This window comes from Yaniella halotolerans DSM 15476 (assembly GCF_000420805.1).
Taxonomy (GTDB): Bacteria; Actinomycetota; Actinomycetes; order Actinomycetales; family Micrococcaceae; genus Yaniella; species Yaniella halotolerans.
Genome location: NZ_ATVQ01000001.1, coordinates 1 through 20418, shown reverse-complemented (window position 1 = coordinate 20418; position 20418 = coordinate 1). Strand labels below are relative to the sequence as shown.

General features: G+C 54.1%; 17 protein-coding genes. 14 read left to right on the top strand and 3 right to left on the bottom strand.

Annotated elements, in window-relative coordinates; genetic code table 11:
• Positions 1-45 precede the first annotated feature (45 nt).
• The 5 genes from G583_RS0100085 to G583_RS16670 all read left to right on the top strand — a co-directional run bounded on the left by G583_RS0100085 (position 46) and on the right by G583_RS16670 (position 6377).
• Positions 46-690, top strand: a complete 645-nt coding sequence (locus G583_RS0100085; RefSeq protein WP_156832021.1) for a TetR/AcrR family transcriptional regulator — start codon at positions 46-48, stop codon at positions 688-690.
• Positions 691-774: 84 nt separating this feature from the next.
• On the top strand, positions 775-2448 hold the full coding sequence (locus G583_RS13250; RefSeq protein ID WP_022869151.1) for an AMP-binding protein: 1674 nt from the start codon (positions 775-777) through the stop codon (positions 2446-2448).
• Between the two features lie 158 nt (positions 2449-2606).
• Positions 2607-3668 (top strand): phenylalanine--tRNA ligase subunit alpha, encoded by a 1062-nt coding sequence (gene pheS, locus G583_RS0100075; RefSeq protein WP_022869150.1) that lies wholly within the window; start codon positions 2607-2609, stop codon positions 3666-3668.
• A 7-nt stretch (positions 3669-3675) separates the two neighbouring features.
• Positions 3676-6234 (top strand): phenylalanine--tRNA ligase subunit beta, encoded by a 2559-nt coding sequence (pheT, locus tag G583_RS0100070; protein ID WP_022869149.1) that lies wholly within the window; start codon positions 3676-3678, stop codon positions 6232-6234.
• Complete coding sequence (locus tag G583_RS16670; RefSeq protein WP_022869148.1) at positions 6231-6377, top strand: hypothetical protein; 147 nt, start codon at positions 6231-6233, stop codon at positions 6375-6377. The genes pheT and G583_RS16670 overlap by 4 nt, the downstream gene beginning before the upstream one ends.
• Before the next feature lie 76 nt (positions 6378-6453).
• Here G583_RS16670 and G583_RS0100060 read toward each other — a convergent pair whose 3' ends face one another.
• Positions 6454-7449 carry a quinone oxidoreductase family protein gene (locus G583_RS0100060; RefSeq protein WP_022869147.1) on the bottom strand — a complete coding sequence of 332 codons (996 nt, stop codon included), beginning with the start codon at positions 7447-7449 and terminating at the stop codon, positions 6454-6456.
• A 94-nt stretch (positions 7450-7543) separates the two neighbouring features.
• On the opposite strand from G583_RS0100060, the gene argC reads away from it, so the two are divergent.
• The 6 genes from argC to G583_RS0100030 are packed head-to-tail and all read left to right on the top strand — an operon-like array spanning position 7544 to position 13449.
• Positions 7544-8575 carry an N-acetyl-gamma-glutamyl-phosphate reductase gene (gene argC / locus G583_RS0100055; protein ID WP_022869146.1) on the top strand — a complete coding sequence of 344 codons (1032 nt, stop codon included), beginning with the start codon at positions 7544-7546 and terminating at the stop codon, positions 8573-8575.
• Positions 8572-9723 (top strand): bifunctional glutamate N-acetyltransferase/amino-acid acetyltransferase ArgJ, encoded by a 1152-nt coding sequence (gene argJ, locus G583_RS0100050; protein ID WP_022869145.1) that lies wholly within the window; start codon positions 8572-8574, stop codon positions 9721-9723. Before argC ends, argJ begins: the two co-directional genes overlap by 4 nt.
• 9 nt (positions 9724-9732) lie before the next feature.
• Positions 9733-10641, top strand: coding sequence for an acetylglutamate kinase (argB, locus tag G583_RS0100045; RefSeq protein ID WP_022869144.1), 909 nt, complete (start codon positions 9733-9735; stop codon positions 10639-10641).
• A gap of 8 nt (positions 10642-10649) precedes the next feature.
• Positions 10650-11912, top strand: a complete 1263-nt coding sequence (locus G583_RS0100040; protein WP_022869143.1) for an acetylornithine transaminase — start codon at positions 10650-10652, stop codon at positions 11910-11912.
• Positions 11913-11935: 23 nt separating this feature from the next.
• Positions 11936-12934 (top strand): ornithine carbamoyltransferase, encoded by a 999-nt coding sequence (argF, locus tag G583_RS0100035; RefSeq protein WP_022869142.1) that lies wholly within the window; start codon positions 11936-11938, stop codon positions 12932-12934.
• A 2-nt stretch (positions 12935-12936) separates the two neighbouring features.
• Positions 12937-13449, top strand: coding sequence for an arginine repressor (locus G583_RS0100030; RefSeq protein ID WP_022869141.1), 513 nt, complete (start codon positions 12937-12939; stop codon positions 13447-13449).
• An 80-nt stretch (positions 13450-13529) separates the two neighbouring features.
• On the opposite strand, the gene G583_RS0100025 is transcribed toward G583_RS0100030, so the two are convergent.
• Both G583_RS0100025 and G583_RS0100020 read right to left on the bottom strand, forming a co-directional pair.
• Positions 13530-14276, bottom strand: coding sequence for a hypothetical protein (locus tag G583_RS0100025; RefSeq protein ID WP_022869140.1), 747 nt, complete (start codon positions 14274-14276; stop codon positions 13530-13532).
• Positions 14277-14350: 74 nt separating this feature from the next.
• Positions 14351-14791: an ankyrin repeat domain-containing protein gene (locus G583_RS0100020; protein WP_022869139.1), complete on the bottom strand. Its 441-nt coding sequence runs from the start codon at positions 14789-14791 to the stop codon at positions 14351-14353.
• Positions 14792-15036: 245 nt separating this feature from the next.
• On the opposite strand from G583_RS0100020, the gene argH reads away from it, so the two are divergent.
• The 3 genes from argH (at position 15037) to tyrS (ending at position 20206) form a co-directional block, all read left to right on the top strand.
• Positions 15037-16485, top strand: coding sequence for an argininosuccinate lyase (gene argH, locus G583_RS0100015; protein ID WP_022869138.1), 1449 nt, complete (start codon positions 15037-15039; stop codon positions 16483-16485).
• Positions 16486-16556: 71 nt separating this feature from the next.
• Positions 16557-18833 carry a HelD family protein gene (locus G583_RS0100010; protein ID WP_022869137.1) on the top strand — a complete coding sequence of 759 codons (2277 nt, stop codon included), beginning with the start codon at positions 16557-16559 and terminating at the stop codon, positions 18831-18833.
• Positions 18834-18874: 41 nt separating this feature from the next.
• Positions 18875-20206, top strand: coding sequence for a tyrosine--tRNA ligase (gene tyrS, locus G583_RS0100005; protein WP_029629101.1), 1332 nt, complete (start codon positions 18875-18877; stop codon positions 20204-20206).
• Positions 20207-20418: the final 212 nt, after the last annotated feature.

The window sequence follows — 20418 nt, the reverse complement described above, 5'->3', positions numbered from 1 at the left end:
TTATGGAGACTAACTGAAATTCAGAATAGTGAATGGAGATTGCATTTGTCTAGTACTGAGATGAACACAGAGGGCGGCGGGACGAAAACCCAGCGCCAACTCGAAAAGGAAAAGCGCCGGGGGCAGCTCCTGGCTGCTGCGGGACGGCTCTTCTCGCAGCGAGGATTTGCCGCCGTCTCGCTCGACGAAATTGGAGCTGAAGTCGGGGTGACGGGTCAAGCTATATATCGGCACTTCGAATCGAAGCAGCATATGCTTGGCGCGCTCATCGGGCAGGCGGGCTATAACCTGCTGCAGGCGGGAAAGGTGATCGAAGCGGAGTGCACTGACACGTATGAGCGGCTGCAGCAACTGGTTGAGTTACAGACAGATTTTGCTTTAACCTCGCCCGACGTTATTCGAGTGCAAGACCGGGATCTGGCGGCCGTGGAGGCTCGACAGCAGCGCGAGATTCGGCGCACTCAGCGTGAGTACATTGATATCTGGGTTCGAGCCATGCGTGACATTCATCCAAGTGAGACTACAGAGCAGCGACTCGTGCGAGCGCATGCATTGTTCGGCTTGATCAACTCGACGGGCCATTCTTTCAGGGGATTGGCAAAGCGTCAGCAGACCGGCAATTTCCTCGCATACCTCAAAAAAATGTTGCCGCAGATGGCCATGGAGTCCATCTACGCAGCACCTGAGTAGTCCTTCGATCAGATGACCTGGTGACGTAGTTCACGGTTTGTTAGATTGATGGTCGAAACAATCAGTTCCCGAGGAAAAATGGTTATGACAGAACAACTGACGTACTCCTATGCCGCAGGTCCCACCGATGTTCCTTTGATCGAGGACACGATTTCCGCCAATCTTGCGAAAACTGCGGCTCAATATCCCAACAACATCGCGCTCATTGATGCAGCCGCGGCCCGCCAATGGAACTATCAAGAGTTTTATCGCGACGTGCGGAGTCTTGCAACCGGCTTGCACCGAGCTGGAGTCGTCACAGGAGAGCGTGTTGGTATCTGGGCCCTAAACCGGTGGGAGTGGGCAATGGTCCAATATGCGACCGCAGAATTGGGCGCCATCATGGTGAACATTAATCCAGCCTATCGGCAGCATGAACTGAACTACGTGTTGCAACAAGCCGGTATAACCACCCTCATTGCATCAGAGGCAGTGCCAACCTCGAACTATCCCAAGCTCATTCAGCGTGCGGAAGACGAGCTGGGCGCGTTGGACCGGGTGATTATCATGAATGACGCCTCCTGGGACGAAGTCTTTGACGTAGAACCCGACGACGCGGCGCTGGACGCGATTCAATCGACGCTGAGCAACACCGACCCCATCAACATTCAATACACCTCGGGTACCACAGGGTTCCCGAAAGGTGCCACACTGTCGCATCGCAACATTCTGAATAACGGTTTCTTCGTCGGTGAGATCAACCGCTATACCGATCAGGACCGAATTTGCATTCCTGTGCCGTATTACCATTGCTTCGGGATGGTCATGGGAAATCTTGCGGCAACCACTCACGGTGCTGCAATGGTTCTTCCGGCACAAAGTTTTAATGCCGAACAGACGTTGGCGACCGTTGAAAAATATCAGTGCACCTCGCTTTACGGGGTGCCAACAATGTTTATCGCAGAACTGGCGTTAGACCACTTGGCCGACTTCGACTTATCGTCTCTGCGGACCGGCATTATGGCTGGTTCACCGTGCCCCGACGAGGTGATGCGTAAGGTCATTGACACCATGAATATGGACGAGGTGACCATATGCTACGGCATGACAGAAACCTCACCTGTCTCCATGCAGACTCGTCCCGACGATGACCTGAAGCTCCGTGTCTCAACGGTGGGCAGACCGAGTCCACATGCCGAGATCAAAATCGTTGATCCGGCTACCGGGCAAACCCAGCCGATCAATACTGCCGGTGAGTTGTGCACCCGCGGTTACCTCGTCATGCAGGGCTACTGGAACCAGCAAGACCAGACTGATGAGGCCCTTGGTGAAGACGGGTGGATGCGCACCGGTGACGTCGCTCAGATGGATGAACGTGGCTACGTGCAGGTGACAGGCCGTATGAAGGACATGGTCATTCGTGGAGGTGAGAATATTTATCCACGGGAGATCGAAGAGTTCCTCTATACTCATCCGGATATTTTGGACGCCCAGGTTATCGGTGTTCCTGATGAACGCTACGGTGAGGAACTCATGGCATGGGTGCAATTGCGTAAAGGCGCACCACAGCTAACAGCCGAGGGGTTGCGCGAGTTTTCCGTGGGATCGCTAGCGAAATATAAAATCCCGCGCTACGTCTATGTTGTTGAGGATTTCCCTACCACTGTCACAGGCAAAGTGCGGAAAGTAGAAATGCGAGAAACATCAGTGTCGCTGCTGGAGCAAGGTGGAGTTATCGATGATTATCGTAGTCCGATGACCGAAACTGCTTCGCACTGAGTTCCCAGCAGTAGTTCGCTGGTGGGCGGGCTGCGTGACGCACGACGGCAATACTTCGGAGTTGTTGACTTCACGTCTTAGACTAATTGGGGTCGAAACATCATTGTTTCGGCCCCACGAGTGAACATTTGGTTTGAGAACTAAAGGCGTGTAACCATATGACCGATACTTCGAACCTCCCACCGGAGGTTTCACCGGCCGACGAAACGGCCGTAAATCAGGCTGTAGAAGCGGCTATCGCGGCCTTTGAGCAAGCCAGTAATCTGGATGAGCTCAAAGCAGCACGAATCTCCCATACCGGTGACAATGCACCATTGACGCTTGCGAACCGGTTGATCGGTAAGCTCGATAAAGCAGAAAAAGCCGACGCCGGTAAGCGCATGGGCCAAGCCCGCGGCAAGATGAACACAGCGCTCGCAGCCCGAGAAGAGCAACTGCAGGCGGAGTACGAAGCCCGCATGCTCGTGGAAGAGACCGTCGATGTCACCACCGTCGTGCGTCGACGTCGACATGGCGCACGCCATCCGCTGGAGCTCTTGCAGGAACGTGCCTCCGATATCTTCATCGGGATGGGTTGGGAAATTGCAGAGGGCCCCGAGTTGGAATCCGAGTGGTACAACTTTGATGCTTTGAACTTTGAGCCAGACCACCCAGCTCGAGAGATGCAAGACACCTTCTTCGTGGAACCTGCTGACGGGCATTTGTTGTTGCGGACTCACACGTCTCCGGTACAAATCCGTGCGATGTTGGAGCGCGGTGCGCCCACCTACATTCTTGTTCCAGGTAAAACCTTCCGAACGGATGAACTCGATGCCACCCACACGCCGGTCTTCCATCAGTTCGAAGGACTAGCGGTTGATAAAGGCCTGACCATGGCCGATTTGCGCGGCACGTTGGAATACTTCGCAACGTCGATGTTCGGTTCCGAAGCAGCCATACGGTTGCGGCCAAACTTTTTCCCGTTTACAGAACCCTCGGCTGAACTCGATGTTTGGTACCCCAATGCCAAAGGCGGCCCACAGTGGGTTGAATGGGGAGGCTGCGGTATGGTGCATCCGCAAGTACTGCGCGCAGCAGGAATTGACCCGAATGTATACTCAGGTTTCGCGTTTGGTATGGGTGTAGAACGAACCCTGATGTTCCGCAACGGTGTAACCGATATGCACGACATGATTGAAGGCGACGTACGTTTCTCGTCGCAATTTGGAATGGAGATATAGTCCCACCATGCGTATCCCGTTATCTTGGTTGCGCGAATACACGCAACTTCCAACCGATGCCACCGCTGAAGATCTCATGGCGGACTTGGTCACCGTTGGTTTAGAAGAAGAAGATGTTCACGGTTTCGAACTGACCGGCCCCATTGTCGTGGGCAAAGTGCTAGAAAAGGTGCCTGAAGAGCACTCCAACGGAAAAACTATTAACTGGACACACGTTCAGGTCGTCCCTGATGGTGCCCCACAGGAACTTGAAGGCAAAGGCATTGAACCCTCAGGTGTTCAAGGTGTAGTGTGCGGCGCGCATAATTTTGAGGTCGGCGACAAGGTCATTGTTGCGCTGCCCGGGGCGATCCTACCCGGGAACTTTGCGATCTCTGTACGAAAGACTTACGGGCACACTTCCGCTGGAATGATTGCTTCGGAAGCCGAACTCGGTCTGGGTGAAGGCCACGCTGGAATTGTAGTTCTTTCCGAATGGGGACTCGACCCAGAAATAGGTACTGACGTACGCGCGCTGTTGCACCTTGATGATGAAGCAGCGGAGATTAACGTCACTCCAGACCGCGGTTATGTGCTGTCAATGCGTGGAGTCGCCCGTGAATACGGACTGGCTACCGGCACCGAATTCACCGATCCAGCGGCTGCTGTCAACGTACCTGTACCTAACGAGGACGGATGGCCCGTCCGGGTTGAAGATCAGGCGCCTATCCATGGGGCTCCTGGAGCTTCGCGGTTCGTGGCACGGCGGGTCGATAACGTTGACCCAACGGCGCTCACACCGCAGTGGATGGTCTCCCGTCTGCGTTTGGCTGGAATCCGGCCGTTGAGCTTACCGGTGGACATCTCGAACTATGTGATGCTGGAACTAGGCCAACCACTGCACTTTTACGATGCCGAAAAGCTTACCGGCCCGATCGTAGTTCGTCGGGCTGCAGCTGACGAGACACTCGAGACGTTGGATGGTAAGACCAGAACACTACATCCCGAGGATTTACTCATTACCGACGACTCCGGAGCGATCGGTATGGCCGGTGTCATGGGGGGCCTGGCAACCGAAGTTGGCGATGACACCACGTCGGTTCTCATCGAATCAGCAAATTTCGATCCCATTTCTATTTCACGAAGCCAACGTCGTCATCGGTTGCCCTCCGAAGCCTCTAAGCGAAATACCCGTGGAGTGGACTGGCATGTCGCGGATAAAGCAGCACAGCGCGCTGCCGAACTTCTGGTCGAACTCGCCGGCGGTACCATCAATCCAGGCGTAACAGATATCGGAGAGGCACCTGTTGCACAACCGGTCCGCCTTCGTGCTGACTATCCTTCTAAAGTTGTTGGATACGACTACACCGAAGAGCAGATCAATGATGTGTTGGTCCAGTTGGGGGCCTATGTAACACAGCAACGCGACGACAGTGATGGGACCACCATTTTCGATGTCATTCCACCGTCTTGGCGTCTTGACATAGAGATCGCTGAAGATTTGGTGGAAGAAGTTGCTCGTCTCGTGGGATACTCAAAAATCCCGGCGACATTGCCGGTGCCTCCACCGGGGCGAGGTCTGACCAAACGTCAGCGGTCCCGACGTCAAGTGGCCAACGCTTTGGCCAGCGCAGGGCTGATCGAGACACTGTCGTACCCGTTTGTTACAGTTGCACAGAATCAGAAGTTTGGTGCGGCAGACGAAACCTCAGCGCAAACACAACGCATGGTCAAACTGGCCAACCCCATCTCGTCTGAATTTGGTTGGTTGCGCACGACAATCCTTCCCGGTCTGTTAGAAACCTTGCGCCGCAACGTATCACGCGGTTTCCGTGATATCGCCCTGTACGAATCCGGGCTGGTTTTTCTACCGGGGGAGCGAATTGGTTCTGCGCACATCCCACCCTTGGGCGCGAAACCTACCGCCGAGGTCTTGGCAGAGATCGAGGCGGGGATACCCGAGCAACCACATCGCATAGCCGCAGTCTTTGCCGGTCATGACTCACATCCCGGACCTGATCACACGCCTCGGAGGTACGACTGGCAAGATCCGATTGCTGCCGCGTTAGACATCGCCGACGTCGTTGGTGCGGAACTCACGGTACGCCAGGGTAAACACCAAGCCTTTCACCCCGGACGCAATGCCGAACTGGTTGTTGCCGGTGAAGTGATCGGCCATGCTGGTGAACTGCTACCTCAACTTATTGACACGTGGGACTTGCCTGCACGGACCGCAGCCCTGGAGCTGGATTTGGATGCCCTCATCGCAGCTGGTCCAGATGTGGTTGAAGCTGCACCGGTCGTAAGTTATCCTGCCACGTACCAGGATGTCGCACTGGTGGTAGATGCTGCCGTGGTAGCCGCAGACGTGCAGAAAACCTTGCGGTCAGCAGCAGGAGAGCTGTTGGAAGGCATCAGTCTCTTTGACGTCTATACCGGTACAGGCATTGCAGACGACAAGAAATCCTTGGCGTTCAATCTACGCTTCCGAGCGGCCGACCGTACTCTGACAGCGGATGAAGCTTCGGAGGCGCGTTTGGCAGCAATCAACGCAGCGGAAGCAGAACACGGAGCAGTACTACGGTGACACAACCTTGGGAACTGAATGATCCAGTGCCGGAAAACAACTATGACCGTTCTCGACGTCGACGGCGGCAGTTTGCGACGACGCTGATTGCCCTGCTGGTTGTCGTCGGGCTCCTCGGCACGACCGTGCTGTCGCTGTTCTAAGAAGCATTACGAAATGTTTGGCCCCGTTGGAAGTTTTCCCAACGGGGCCAGACATTTAACCGGATCGTGTTAGGCGTTATGGAATGAGAACGGTTTTACCGGTGGTCTCGCGAGACTCTAACGCACGGTGGGCATTAGCAGCGTCGGAGAGATCAAATCGTTGGTCCACGCTCAGTTTCAGCGCCCCCTCCGAAAGCCAACCGAAAATTTCTCCTGCGCGCCAGGAAACTTCGTCACCGGTTCTCGTATAGTGCGCCAGAGACGGACGAGTTGTGAAAAGCGCTCCTTCAGCATTGAGCCGTTGCAGGTCCAACGGGGGAACCGGCCCAGATGCTGCCCCAAAGAGAACAGCCATGCCGCGAACGCGCACCGACGATAACGTCGTATCAAATGTGTCAGCACCGACGGCGTCAAAAGCAACGTCAACACCCACGCCGTCGGTGACTTCTTGCAACTTGCTGCCAAAGGAATCGTAATCAAACACGTCATCAGCGCCGGCCGCTAGTGCAAGTTTACGTTTCTCGTCCGTTGAGACCACTGTGTAAACATTCGCACCCAAATGTTTGCACATCTGAGTCAATAACTGTCCGACACCACCGGCGCCCGCCGTGAGAAAGACATTGTGGCCCTTCGAAACCTCAAAGGTAGAACGACAGAGATAGTGAGCAGTCATTCCTTGCAGCGGGATGGCCGCTGCTTCGATGAGATCGATTGAATCGGGTACCGGGAGGAGTTTATTGGCCGGTGCTACAAAGAACTCAGCATACGTTGCGCTAGCTGAAGCGGTCGCGACGCGGTCACCGACCGCGACGTTATCTACGCCATCGCCCAGGGCCACAACGGTCCCAGAAGCTTCGCTGCCGGGAATAAACGGGTATTCGACGTCGTAGAGACCAGATCGTTGATACGTTTCGATGAAATTTAACCCGGTGGCCGCAGTCTCAACTAAGACTTGGCCAGACCGTGGTGTCGGAACTTGCGTCTCGCGCCACTCGAATTTCTCGGGCCCGCCAGCATCAGTTACAACGGCGGCGTGCATAGTTTCAGGAAGTTCAACAGGAGTTTGCGTCATATTGCTACGCTACATTCCACGGGAGTGCATCGCCAGAGCTGCACTCCTGCATAATTATTAGAGATACTGCATAAAATAATGTTAGGGTGGATTCATGACTCTTCGTGTAGCTGTTTCAGGAGCCAGTGGCTATGCCGGTGGCGAGGTTCTTCGCTTATTGTCCTCGCATCCGGAAGTAGAGATTGGCTCGATTACCGCCCATTCCAATGCCGGCCAAAAACTCGGGGGACTTCAGCCCCATCTACACGCACTCGCTGATCGAGTGCTTGAACCCACCGAAGTCGAAGTGCTGCGCGGGCACGACGTTGTGTTCCTGGCGCTGCCGCACGGTGCGTCTGCAGATATCGCCGCTGAACTTTCTGACGATACGCTGGTTATCGATGCTGGCGCAGATCACCGTCTGGAATCGACCCCAATGTGGGAGAAGTTTTATGGTTCACCGCACGCAGGAACCTGGCCTTACGGATTGCCAGAACTGCCAGGACGTCGTGAGAAGCTCGTAGGTGCTAGACGCATTGCCGTTCCGGGATGCTATCCCACCGGCTCATTGCTTGGTCTAGCACCGGGTTTTGACGCCGGGGTGTTAGAAGCCGAGGATGTGGTCATTGTTGCAGCATCAGGTACTTCTGGTGCAGGTAAGTCCTTGAAGCCCCACTTAATCGGTTCCGAAGCCATGGGGAATATGAGCCCTTATGGTGTTGGCGGCGTGCATCGGCACACTCCAGAGATCATTCAAGGCCTGTCCTGGGCCGCTGGTGAAGAGGTCAGCCTCTCGTTTACGCCAACGCTGGCACCAATGCCGAGAGGCATTTTAACCACTGCGACCGCGAAGTTTAAACGCGGCGTATCCGTTCCTGAAATCCGTGCTGCTTGGGACAAAGCCTACCGGGATGAACAGTTCGTCCACCTGCTTCCTGAAGGTCAGTGGCCATCCACGAAATCCGTGCTGGGCTCGAACCACGTCGTCATGCAGCTGGCGGTTGATGAATCCTCGGGACGTGTCGTCGTGGTCGTTGCCGTCGACAACTTGACCAAAGGTACCGCCGGAGGAGCGATCCAATCCATGAACGTCGCCCTTGGATACCCAGAAGGAACAGGACTCACCGCACAAGGAGTAGCCCCGTGAGTATTACCCAACCAGCAGGTTTTTCAGCCTCGGGAGTTGCCGCAGGAATTAAAGACTCCGGCGGGCTTGATGTAGCTCTCGTTGTGAACCACGGTCCGCGGTTTGATGCGGCGGGGGTGTTTACAACCAACCGGATTGCTGCCGCACCCGTTCGATGGTCCCAGTCCGCCATTCACAACGGACAAGCTCGTGCGGTCATACTGAATTCTGGCGGCGCAAATGCGTGTACCGGTACACCTGGCGACCAAGACGCTGCGGTCATGGCCGAACAGACCGCAGCAGCGTTAAAGCTTGCTGCAGATGATGTGTTGGTATGCTCCACCGGTCTGATCGGTGAGCGCTTACCCATGGATAACGTGACCTCGGGCATCAAACTCGCTGCCGATGTACTCAGTGCTGACGGATCCGAGAGTGCTGCCAAAGCCATCATGACCACCGACACCGTGCATAAAGTCGCTTCGGCCAACGGCACCGGCTATCTTGTTGGCGGCATGACTAAGGGGGCGGGGATGATTGCACCGGGCATGGCAACCATGCTGGCGGTTGTCACCACCGACGCGGTCGTCGAAGGCACAGATGCCCAAGAGCTGCTAGCCGAAGCGGTGCGAACCACGTTCAACCGTGCCGATTCAGATGGTTGCATGTCGACCAACGACACGGTCATTCTCATGGCTTCGGGGGCTTCGGGCGTGACACCAGATACCCATGAGCTCCAAGAACTCATTCGCGAAGTGTGTGCTTCACTGGCCCGACAGATTATTGGAGATGCCGAAGGATCAACCAGGGACATTGCCGTGACAGTCCACGGTGCTGCAACAGAACAAGAGGGCGAAGACGTAGCTCGGACCGTGACGCGTTCAAATCTGTTCAAGACCGCAATGTTCGGTAAAGATCCCAACTGGGGACGTATTATCTCAGCCGTCGGCACCACGGACGCTGCATTTGATCCCACTACCATTGATGTCGCAGTCAACGACGTCTTGGTGTGCCAGAACGCTGGAATCGGTGAAGATCGGAATTTGGTGAACTTTGATAATCGTGAAGTCACCGTCGACATCTATCTGAAAGCCGGCGAGCACGACGTGACAGTCTGGACCAATGATCTGTCATATGACTATATTCGCGAAAACGCCGAATACTCCTCATAGAAGAGCCACATGACTACAACACCTCGTGATATGTCCAAAGCTGCCGAAAAGGCAGCCGTTCTCATCGAAGCCCTACCGTGGGTTCAAAAGTTTGCCGGCACAACCATGGTTATTAAATACGGCGGTAACGCTATGGTCTCCGACGAGCTTCGCGAAGCATTTGTGAAAGACATGGTATTTCTGCACCACTGCGGCATCCATCCCGTGGTCGTCCACGGGGGAGGCCCCCAAATCAACGCCATGTTAGACAAACTCGAAATTCAATCTGAATTTCGCGGCGGACTTCGAGTCACTACTGAAGAAACCATGGAAGTGGTTCGCATGGTCTTAACCGGACAGGTTGGCCGCCAACTTGTGGGTTTGATCAACTCCCACGGCACGTATGCCGTTGGCATGTCGGGTGAAGACGCCGATCTGTTTGTTGCCCACCGCACCGAACATGTCGTTAATGGTGAGATTATTGATCTAGGACTGGTTGGCGATGTCGTCAAAGTCAACGCCGAAGCTATAACCGACTTGATCGACAACGGACGCATCCCGGTCGTTTCGTCTGTAGCGCCGGAGTTTGACGCAGAGACCGGCCAGCCTACGGGTCAAGTCCTCAACGTCAACGCTGATACGGCTGCTGCAGAGCTTGCCGGTGCGCTTGGGGCGGCCAAACTCGTGGTACTGACCGATGTCGAAGGTCTCTACGGAAACTGGCCGGATCCGGCATCCCTGATCACTTCGATCAGTGCTGACGAACTTCGCGACATGCTCGGAGACCTCGAGTCAGGCATGATCCCCAAAATGCGTGCCTGCTTATCAGCGGTTGAATCCGGTGTGCCACAAGCGCACATCGTCGACGGCCGTCAACCGCACTCCATGCTGCTAGAAATCTTTACAACCGCCGGTGTCGGCACCCAAGTCACACCATAGGAGCCCACTTGTCACAAAATGTATTGGACCGTTACCAGCGGACCATGACCAACATGTTCGGTACCCCAGCTCGCGCCCTTGTAAAAGGCGAAGGTGTCTATGTTTGGGACGCCGATGGCAAACAGTACACAGACTTTCTTGCGGGGATCGCGGTGAATGCCTTGGGCCACGCCCATCCCGCGCTGGTCCAGGCACTAACAGAACAGGCTCAAACCCTCGGTCATATCTCGAACCTGTTCACTTCACTACCGCAAGTTTCACTGGCTGAACGCCTCATCACGCTTGCTGGTGCCAATGACGGAGCATGTTTCTTTGCGAATTCCGGAACCGAAGCCAACGAGGCGGCGTTCAAATTAGCACGACGGTACGGACACTCTACCGGTGGTAAAAGAACCAAAATCATCGCGTTGGAGAACGCCTTCCATGGCCGCACCATGGGTGCACTCGCCTTGACTTGGAAGCAACAGTACCGTGAACCATTTGAACCGCTGCCGGGTGGGGTGACATTCGTGCCAGCCGGAGATCTTACTGCGTTGCAGGCTGAGCTCGACGACACCGTCGCGGCAGTCGTGATTGAACCAGTACAGGGCGAAGCCGGTGTGCAGAACTTCCCTGCGGGGTATCTCGCACAGGTGCGTCAAGCGTGTAACGATCACGGCGCATTGCTTATTTTTGATGAAATTCAATCGGGCATCGGACGCACTGGTACATGGTTCGGGTTTCAAAACACCGAGCTGACTGGCACAGCAGAACCTGTCATCCCTGACGCAATGACGTTAGCCAAGGGCTTGGGCGGTGGCATGCCGATCGGCGCGATGGTCACCTTTGGCCGTGCCGTCTCCGAACTCTTTACCGCAGGCCAACACGGGACCACGTTTGGTGGTAACCCAATGGCAACCGCAACTGCTTTGGCAGTACTCGATACCATCGAAGCTGAACAAATTTTAGACAATGTCCGCGATGTCGGAAGTTACCTTGCTCAACAGCTCAGAGAGCTGCCAGGGGTCAAAGCTGTACGAGCTTATGGTTTGTGGCAGGGCATCGAACTCGATACAGATGCTTTGCTCGCCCAAGGACAGAAGCTTCCCGAAAAAGGGCTCGCACCGAAAATTGTGGCTAAGGCTCTCGAGTACGGCTACATCATCAATGCCACCGGGGAACTAACGCTTCGTCTAGCACCACCGCTGATCATCACCAAAGACCAGGTCGACCCGCTGCTGACGGATCTGCCAAATATCATCGCTGAAACTGTAGCCGAAGCGAATTCGTAGACCACAGCATAAGGAGCGGCACCATGCCAACAACACCACGCCACTTTCTGGTCGATACCGACCTCACCCCGGCTGAGCAATCTGAAGTTCTCGATCTCGCAGAGATGATGAAGAGACAGCGCTATTCCTTCAAACCGCTGGCTGGACCACAGACCGGGATCGTCATGTTCGACAAGACCTCAACGCGGACGAGAATTTCGTTTGCGGCGGGTCTTACCGAACTTGGTGGGAACCCACTGATTATCAACCCTGGCGAATCCCAGCTCGGGCATAAAGAATCCATCTACGATTCGGCCAAGGTTTTTGAGCGTATGGTGTCTGTCGTCATCTGGCGTACCTATGCGCAGTCGGGGATCAACGAGCTCGCTGAGAACTCAGCCATCCCTGTGGTGAACGCGCTCACGGATGATTACCATCCGTGCCAGGTGCTCGCCGATTTGCAAACTGTGCGAGAACACCGCGGTTCGACCCAGGGACTCGTCATGACGTATCTCGGCGACGCTGCCAACAATATGGCCAATTCCTATCTTCTCGGTGGAGCTACCGCCGGGATGCATGTACGGATCGCCGGACCTGAAGGCTATTTACCAGATGAAGCTATCGTTGCAGCAGCCCAAGCTCGCGCACAAGAAACCGGCGGCTCCATTACGGTGACAACCGATGCATCGCAGGCTCTGGAAGCCGCTGACGTTGTCGTCACTGATACATGGATCTCCATGGGACAAGAAGACGAAACTGAACAGCGGTTGAAGTTATTTGAAGCGTACTCAGTGGATAGCGAGGCAATCGCCCAAGCTGCAGATAACGCCATATTTTTGCATTGCTTACCTGCATATCGAGAGTATGAAGTCTCATCCGAAGTCATTGACGGACCACAATCGCGAGTTTTTGATGAGGCCGAAAACCGGCTTCATGCGCAGAAAGCTCTTATCGCATGGTTGCTGTATGCATCCGGTTTGGCGGAGATTCCAGAAGAATTGATCCTGCCGCTGGCAGAAGCCTCTCGAGGCCAAGTGCAGTAGTCATGACCACTCCGTTGACCAAGGTCGCTCGACAACACGAAATTCGGACTGTGCTCAGCATCGAACACATCCGTTCGCAAGCAGAATTAGCAGATGCGCTTCAGCGACGTGGCGTTTCGGTCACGCAGGGTACGCTCTCTCGTGATTTAGTTGACATCGGAGCTACGAGAATACGCACTGATTCGGGTCTTACCGTGTACCACGTCCCAGCCGAAGGCATTGATAGCACAGCAGTTTCGGGTGCCCAAGGTTCGGAAGCTACAGGAGCGCGTCTTTCCGCATTGTGCAGAGATTTGCTGTTGTCTGCTGAAGGATCCGGCAATATTGCAGTGCTTCGTACACCACCGGGAGCAGCCCAGTTTTTAGCCTCGGCAATTGATCATGCCAGGTTGCCGAGCGTTTTGGGCAGTATCGCAGGTGACGACTCAATTATGGTAGTGACCCGACTGGCAGACGGGGGCCCTGAAGCCGCCTCGGAGTTTATTAGCTATGCGGAACAAGACCCGCGTTCCTAAAGACAAACGACAAAGCGCTCGGCTAGATACTACTATCCGAGCGCTTTGTGATAGTTATGTAGTGTGAACTGGGCCCGAGGTTAGAATTCCCAGTCCAGGTCGGCGATCTCATCTTCAGGCGGCGCCTCAATTGGTTCTACTGAATCGTAGTCACCGTACGTGTGGGTTGCAGTGCTTTCGCCTGCACTGGCCTCGACTTGAACTAATTCAGATGAATCTTGTGAGAAATAGAAGGCAACAGTGTCCGCGCCTGGATAGAGCTCGGTTTCTGTCTCGCCGGTGGCTGGAACAGTATATTTATAGACAGCCTGGTCTTCCAGTTCAGTTTCCTCGACTTCTACTGCTTCCAAGTCTTCTTCCGTCAGGCCCTCTGTGAGAGCAAATGTCCGGTCTGAAAGCCCTTCGAATTCATCGGTAAATTGTTCAATATCAGCTACTTCAGACTCTGGAGTCTTGATCCACTGACCTTCTTCGATACCCTCGGCGTCAAACATTGCCTGCATATCTTCATCGGTGAACGTCATTCGGATAAACGTAGATTGTTGATCAACGACCAAGATTTCCATGTCCATATCCGTTGTGTTCGCTTTGATCGCGAAGTTTGCTTGATCCGTCTGGCCAGAAAACTCCATGGCACTCAGGTCGTTCGCATGGACACCGTCTGGATCAGACAGGGTATAGGTCAGAGACTCAGCTTCTTCCATGGACTGTTGTGCCGATTCAGAAATCTCTGTCAGGTCTGGGGCACCGCCACTGCAAGCAGCGAGCGTCCAAGCAGAGACGACTCCGAGTCCTGTTAACGAAAGCCATCGGGTTGGTCGCGTCATCGTTCTAGTCAAAAAAGCTCCTCAGATGTGATGTGAAATGCGAGGCGAGAAATGCTGCACACCCCACGTATTGCTTATTGATGTTGTTCGGGTGGATCTGTCACCGGGTGATTTTCATAGGCAGTTAAGAACTCGCCCATTTTGTCTAAACCCATTGCGGTAATTGTCGCTCGAGCCGACTGCGGTCCGTGATCAGGATCTGCCCCCGCGTTGAGCAGGGCTGTCGATATCTCTTCGTTTTGCATAAAGATTGCACTCGTCAACGCTGACTGTCCACGGCTATTCAATGCGTTGACATCGGCATGACGCTCGATGAGTGCATTCACTACAGCAGCCTGCTCACGGTAGGCTGCCAAAATCAAAAAAGTATCCCCGTTATGGTTCGTGAGATTCACCGGTATACCCTGATCAATAGCCGACGACAAGGCTTGTACTTTCCCTTCACGGGCGAAGTCATACAACGAATTGAGGAATTCAATCTGATCGTCTGACAGTTCTGGTTCGTTATCAGTCATGTATGCAGTTTAGACAATTTTCGGCCACTAAATGATTTCAAGGCCATCACGTGGTCCACCGTGCCAAAGATGGACGTTGTATGAGGCGATTGGACGAGTATCGTGATTCATGGCGTCGCCAACTAGATCCCATAAGAAGCCGCAAGGGTGGTATTTCGTATTCTCAGCGTTCGGAGTCAATTTGCTTGAGGGATATTTGATAGTTTTGAAGTAAGGACTGACCGCAGACGAAGAGGGAACAACACATGACTGATAGTCAACCGCATGGTACGAACGAGGGGTCACTTTGGGGTGGCAGATTCTCAGATGGTCCTGCAGAGTCCCTAGCGGCCCTGAGCAAATCTACTGATTTCGATTGGCGACTGGCTCGCTACGATATTGCGGGATCTCGGGCCCATGCGCGTGTCCTCAACCGTTCTGGTCTGCTCACTGATGCTGAGCTGACCGATATGATTGCGGCTCTCGAGCAACTCGAAAACGATGTGCTCGATGGAACATACGTTGCGGCAGCATCCGACGAAGACGTTCACGGTTCTTTGGAACGTGGGCTACTCGAACGCGCCGGAGAGAACCTTGGCGGCAAACTCCGAGCGGGGCGGTCGCGTAATGATCAGATCGCTACGATGGGTCGGATGTTCCTGCGTGATCATGCACGAACTGTTGCCGGCTTACTTGTTGAAGTCGTCGACGCGCTTATTGCCCAAGCTGAAGCGCATCCGTACGCCCCGATGCCTGGACGCACGCACCTGCAGCATGCGCAACCCGTGTTGCTATCCCACCACCTATTAGCCCATGGTTGGGCCTTTCTCCGAGACCTCCAGCGGTTTGTCGACTGGGATCGCCGCGCCGCTGTGAGCCCGTATGGTTCCGGAGCACTTGCAGGATCGTCCCTCGGCCTTGACCCGTTGCCCGTGGCACATGATCTCGGCTTTGATTATGCGGTGTGGAACTCCATTGATGGCACCGCCTCTCGTGACGTCTTTGCGGAATTCGCGTGGATTGCGTCGATGATCGGCGTCAACCTGTCCCGTATTTCAGAAGAAATCATCTTCTGGGCTACCAAAGAGGTCAACTTCGTGACCCTGCACGATGCCTACTCAACAGGATCGTCAATCATGCCCCAGAAGAAAAACCCAGACGTCGCCGAATTGGCCCGAGGTAAATCAGGCCGGCTCATCGGCGATTTCACCGGTCTTATGACCACTCTCAAGGCGCTACCGCTGGCATATAACCGTGACTTGCAAGAGGACAAAGAGCCAGTATTCGACGCTGCGGACACACTCGAACTATTGTTGCCCGCATTCGCTGGTCAAATTGCCACTCTGAAATTCAATACAGAACGGATGGCTGAACTTGCGCCAGAGGGATTTGCCCTGGCTACAGACATTGCAGAGTGGCTCGTACGTCAAGGTGTCCCGTTCCGAGTTGCGCATGAGTTAGCCGGCGAAGCAGTTCAGGTAGCCGAATCCCGCGGTGTTGAACTCTGGGATCTGACCGACGAGGAATATGCCGGTATATCGGAGCATCTGACCCCAGCAGTACGTGCTGTGCTGAGCACCGAGGGCTCACTCAACTCGAGATCATCTCAGGGTGGTACGGGACCAGAGGCGGTCCAGGAGCAGTTGGCAGAATTTAAGCGACAGCTGAATGAAATGCGTGATTTTGCAGCCTCAAATCCTACCGGACTGCGCTGAATGACCACTAGACTAAGTGGTCGAAGTTAGCTGAGTGCTGGTGCTACGGCGCTAGCAGTAAAGGAGCCTTGGTGACCGACCAACAAGGGTCAACCGACACCACGTCCTGGTATGAACAAGAACTGGCAATAGAGCGTAGGTATGTTGCCAAGCTCTATGAACGTTTAGACGGACTACGGGACGAAAAACAAGAACAACTCAAGCGTATCCAAGCTCAAGGACTGCAGGGTTCGTTTCAGAACCAGTCAGAGCGTGATTCGTTCGCGAGTCTTTACCAAGACCGTATCAACCAATTGAATGCTGTAGATGACCGGTTGGTGTTCGGGCGTCTGGACACCGAGCAGGAAAGTCACCGTCATATCGGTCGGATTGGTTTATCAGATGATGAGCGAACTCGCCTTCTGGTCGATTGGCGCGCACCGGAAGCTGCACCGTTTTATCAAGCTACCGCCGCCAACGCACAAGGGGTAGCTCGGCGTCGTCACATTATGATGACCGGGCGCGAAGTTGAGTCGTTCGAAGACGATGTACTCAATAGTTCGCATCCAGGGGAGGCCTCTCAGACATTGTTGTCTGCTGTAAGTGCACCTCGTACCGGAGTCATGGGCGATATCGTCGCCACGATCCAACGCGAACAAGATGAGATTATTCGTGACGAAATGCGTGGCGTGCTCGTCGTTCAAGGAGGACCAGGTACGGGGAAAACAGCAGTTGCTCTCCACCGTGCCGCATACCTGCTCTATACCCATCGCGAACGACTCGCGAAAAATGGCGTTCTCCTCGTTGGCCCGTCCGAAGCATTCATGAACTACATTGACCAGGTCCTGCCCTCGTTAGGGGAGACCGGGGTTGTGATGAGCTCGGTCGGTAACCTGTATCCGGGGATTGAAGTCGTTCCAGGACATGACCGCAGTGCAGCAGAAATCAAAGGTCGTGCCTTGATGACCGAAGTCCTTGCGAACGCTGTAAGTCTCCGTCAACGCTCCATCCCGGAAACCACCTGGGTGCATGTCGACGGCATCGATCTAAGAGTGCGTCCTGTACAAATCCGTAGAGCAATAGGACATGCTCGGAAATCTGAACGACCACACAACCAAGCACGAGAAGTCTTCGTCGACCATATGGTGCGGACGTTATATGACCAGCTGCGCGATATTGTGAGCCCGAAGCGTGAAGACGGCCTCGTAAATAAGGCTGATAGGACGTATCTGCATCAAGAAATCCGGCAGTCTCGCGACGTCCGCCGGTTATTGAATATGTGTTGGAAACCGTTGACACCCACCGGGGTTGTCAACGACCTGCTATCCCAACCGAAGTATCTGGTTGATGCGGCCCCGATGCTCAGTACGAGTGAAATCCTGACATTGCTCAGAGAAGACGGGACACCATTTACCGATGCTGATGTCCCGTTGATCGATGAAGCAGCGGAATTATTAGGGGAACTCGTAGCGGACACTGCCGAAGCGGAACAGTCCCTGAACCAACGCAATGTCGATACCGCAGAAGCAGCGTTAGACAATATGTACAATGCGCTAGAAGACATCGGCGTCGACGGCATCGTTACAGCTGAGATGCTTGCAGCAGCCCAAGAGCCTGAAACCACTTGGGCCTCGGTGGCCGACCGAGCGAAAGCTGACCGCACGTGGACATATGGTCATATCATCGTTGATGAAGCCCAAGAATTGACGTATATGCAGTGGCGGATGCTGTTTCGTCGCTCACCCTTGCGTTCCTTCACCATTGTTGGTGATCTTGCTCAGGCTTCCTGGGCCGACGCTAGTGCAGACTGGACGACTGTACTCGAACCGTTTGCAGGGCAGAACTGGAGACTTTCTGAACTGACCGTAAACTACCGCACTCCAGAACGAATCACCGATGTTGCGACGCGTGTAGCAACTCATGCTGGCCGCCCAGTGACAAGGCCGAAAGCGCTGCGTTTGGGAGACTTCGACCCAGAACTTATTCGAACCACCGACGAAGATGTTGGCGATACACTTCTGCATGTCGTGCAATCACAGTTGGAACGGCACCACGGTGGGCTCGTAGGCATTATCGTAACGGCTGACCAATACGTAGATGTGTACCGGCAGCTTGAGAGCGCCTATCCGGGAAGAGTCTGGACGGGAGCAGGACGACGTCGTCAACGTGACTTAGCGCTGGTGACCCCACAACAAGCAAAAGGTCTGGAGTATGACGTAGTGATTATCTCTGAACCACAACATGTGGTTGCATCAGCGAATGGTTCGGTCGGTGACCTCTATGTGGCGATGACACGAGCAACTCAGAGCCTCGCCATAATCACGACCGCCCGAGACGAAGATCTGCCTGCAGGCCTTCGTGACATATAAACACAATTTTTTATTCAGCCACAACTAGAACTGGTAGTTTGATCAGCGTGAACAATGAAGAGTTTTTGAGCCGACAAACAAATGATCCTTCGTTCGAGAATATCTGGCAGGAATTGCAATGGCGTGGCCTTATTCAGGTCTCGACTGATGAAGCCAAACTCGAGGAAGCCCTATCGGGGGACCCAATAAACTATTATTGTGGCTTCGACCCGACGGCCGCATCTCTGCATCTTGGACACCTCGTGCAACTTTTGGTGCTGCGCAGACTGCAATTGGCAGGTCACTACCCGGTCGCATTGGTCGGTGGTGCAACCGGACTGATCGGGGACCCACGTCAAACGAATGAACGTAGTCTCAATACTCGTGACACCGTCGAAGGTTGGGTCGACTCACTGAGAACACAGATCGAGCACTATCTATCCTTTGAAGGCGACAACGGTGCCACCATGGTGAATAACCTGGATTGGACCGGTGGATTGTCAGCTCTCGATTTTCTGCGAGATATCGGTAAGCACTTCCGGGTCGGGACTATGATCCGAAAAGAAATTGTGGCCTCACGGTTAGATTCTGATGAAGGAATCTCCTACACCGAATTTTCCTACCAGGTGCTGCAGGGTATGGATTTTATGGAGTTGTACCGGCGACATAACGTCACCTTACAAACAGGCGGTTCGGATCAATGGGGCAACCTCACGTCGGGTACCGAACTCGTGCGCAAGGTAGAAGGCGAACATGTACATGCTATTGGTACGCCGTTGATTACGAACGCAGACGGAACCAAGTTTGGTAAATCTGAGGGCAACGCTATCTGGTTGAATCCGGACATGTGCTCCCCATACACCTTCTATCAATTCTGGCTCAATACAGCGGATGCGGACGTGGTAGAGCGACTGAAGGTATTTACTTTTCTTGGTCGCGCAAAAATCGCAGAATACGAACAGAAAGTCGCAGATGAACCCTTCCGTCGCGAAGCGCAGCGTCGTTTGGCATGGGAAGTTACGTCATTGGTACACGGGGAAGACCAGACCCAACGGGCTATCGATGCCTCGGCTGCGCTGTTTGGTCGCGGCGAGCTTGAATCAATTGACGAGGCAACATTGTACGCAGCAGGTTCTGAACTCCCGATGGCTGAGCAAACTGACCTAGGCAATGCGATGACCATCATCGATCTGTTGGTTGCTACCGGTCTCGAGAAATCGAAGTCCTCTGCACGTCGCACCGTAGGCGATGGCGGCGCATACTTGAACAACGTCAAAATTCAAGATCCTGAACAGGTCTTCACGAAGGCGGATGCTCTGCACGGAAAATACTTTGTTGTACGACGCGGACGCAAAAATCTCGGCTTTATCAACCTGATTCCAAACGAAAATTGAGATCTAGGTCTCTAAAAACGGCCCAATCGGCACAAATTGAATAGAATTGCCACCAAAATCGGCGGATTCATGCGGAACTAGACGACAGTTCCAAATGAGCCCGCCGATTTTGCGTTTTGGTTTGGGGTGTGTATAGTTATCTCTCGTGCCCAGGGCGGATCGGAGACGTGAAGCGCTGTGACATGAAGGTTTTTGTTGAAAATTGTATAGCG

Bases quoted from the DNA above. Each gene is read 5' to 3' on its own strand.
- argB (WP_022869144.1), top strand. From the start codon at position 9,733: ATGACTACAACACCTCGTGATATGTCCAAAGCTGCCGAAAAGGCAGCC.
- G583_RS0100025 (WP_022869140.1), bottom strand. From the start codon at position 14,276: ATGACGCGACCAACCCGATGGCTTTCGTTAACAGGACTCGGAGTCGTC.
- G583_RS0100020 (WP_022869139.1), bottom strand. From the start codon at position 14,791: ATGACTGATAACGAACCAGAACTGTCAGACGATCAGATTGAATTCCTC.
- G583_RS0100060 (WP_022869147.1), bottom strand. From the start codon at position 7,449: ATGACGCAAACTCCTGTTGAACTTCCTGAAACTATGCACGCCGCCGTT.
- pheS (WP_022869150.1), top strand. From the start codon at position 2,607: ATGACCGATACTTCGAACCTCCCACCGGAGGTTTCACCGGCCGACGAA.
- pheT (WP_022869149.1), top strand. From the start codon at position 3,676: ATGCGTATCCCGTTATCTTGGTTGCGCGAATACACGCAACTTCCAACC.
- argF (WP_022869142.1), top strand. From the start codon at position 11,936: ATGCCAACAACACCACGCCACTTTCTGGTCGATACCGACCTCACCCCG.
- G583_RS0100030 (WP_022869141.1), top strand. From the start codon at position 12,937: ATGACCACTCCGTTGACCAAGGTCGCTCGACAACACGAAATTCGGACT.
- argC (WP_022869146.1), top strand. From the start codon at position 7,544: ATGACTCTTCGTGTAGCTGTTTCAGGAGCCAGTGGCTATGCCGGTGGC.
- G583_RS13250 (WP_022869151.1), top strand. From the start codon at position 775: ATGACAGAACAACTGACGTACTCCTATGCCGCAGGTCCCACCGATGTT.
- argH (WP_022869138.1), top strand. From the start codon at position 15,037: ATGACTGATAGTCAACCGCATGGTACGAACGAGGGGTCACTTTGGGGT.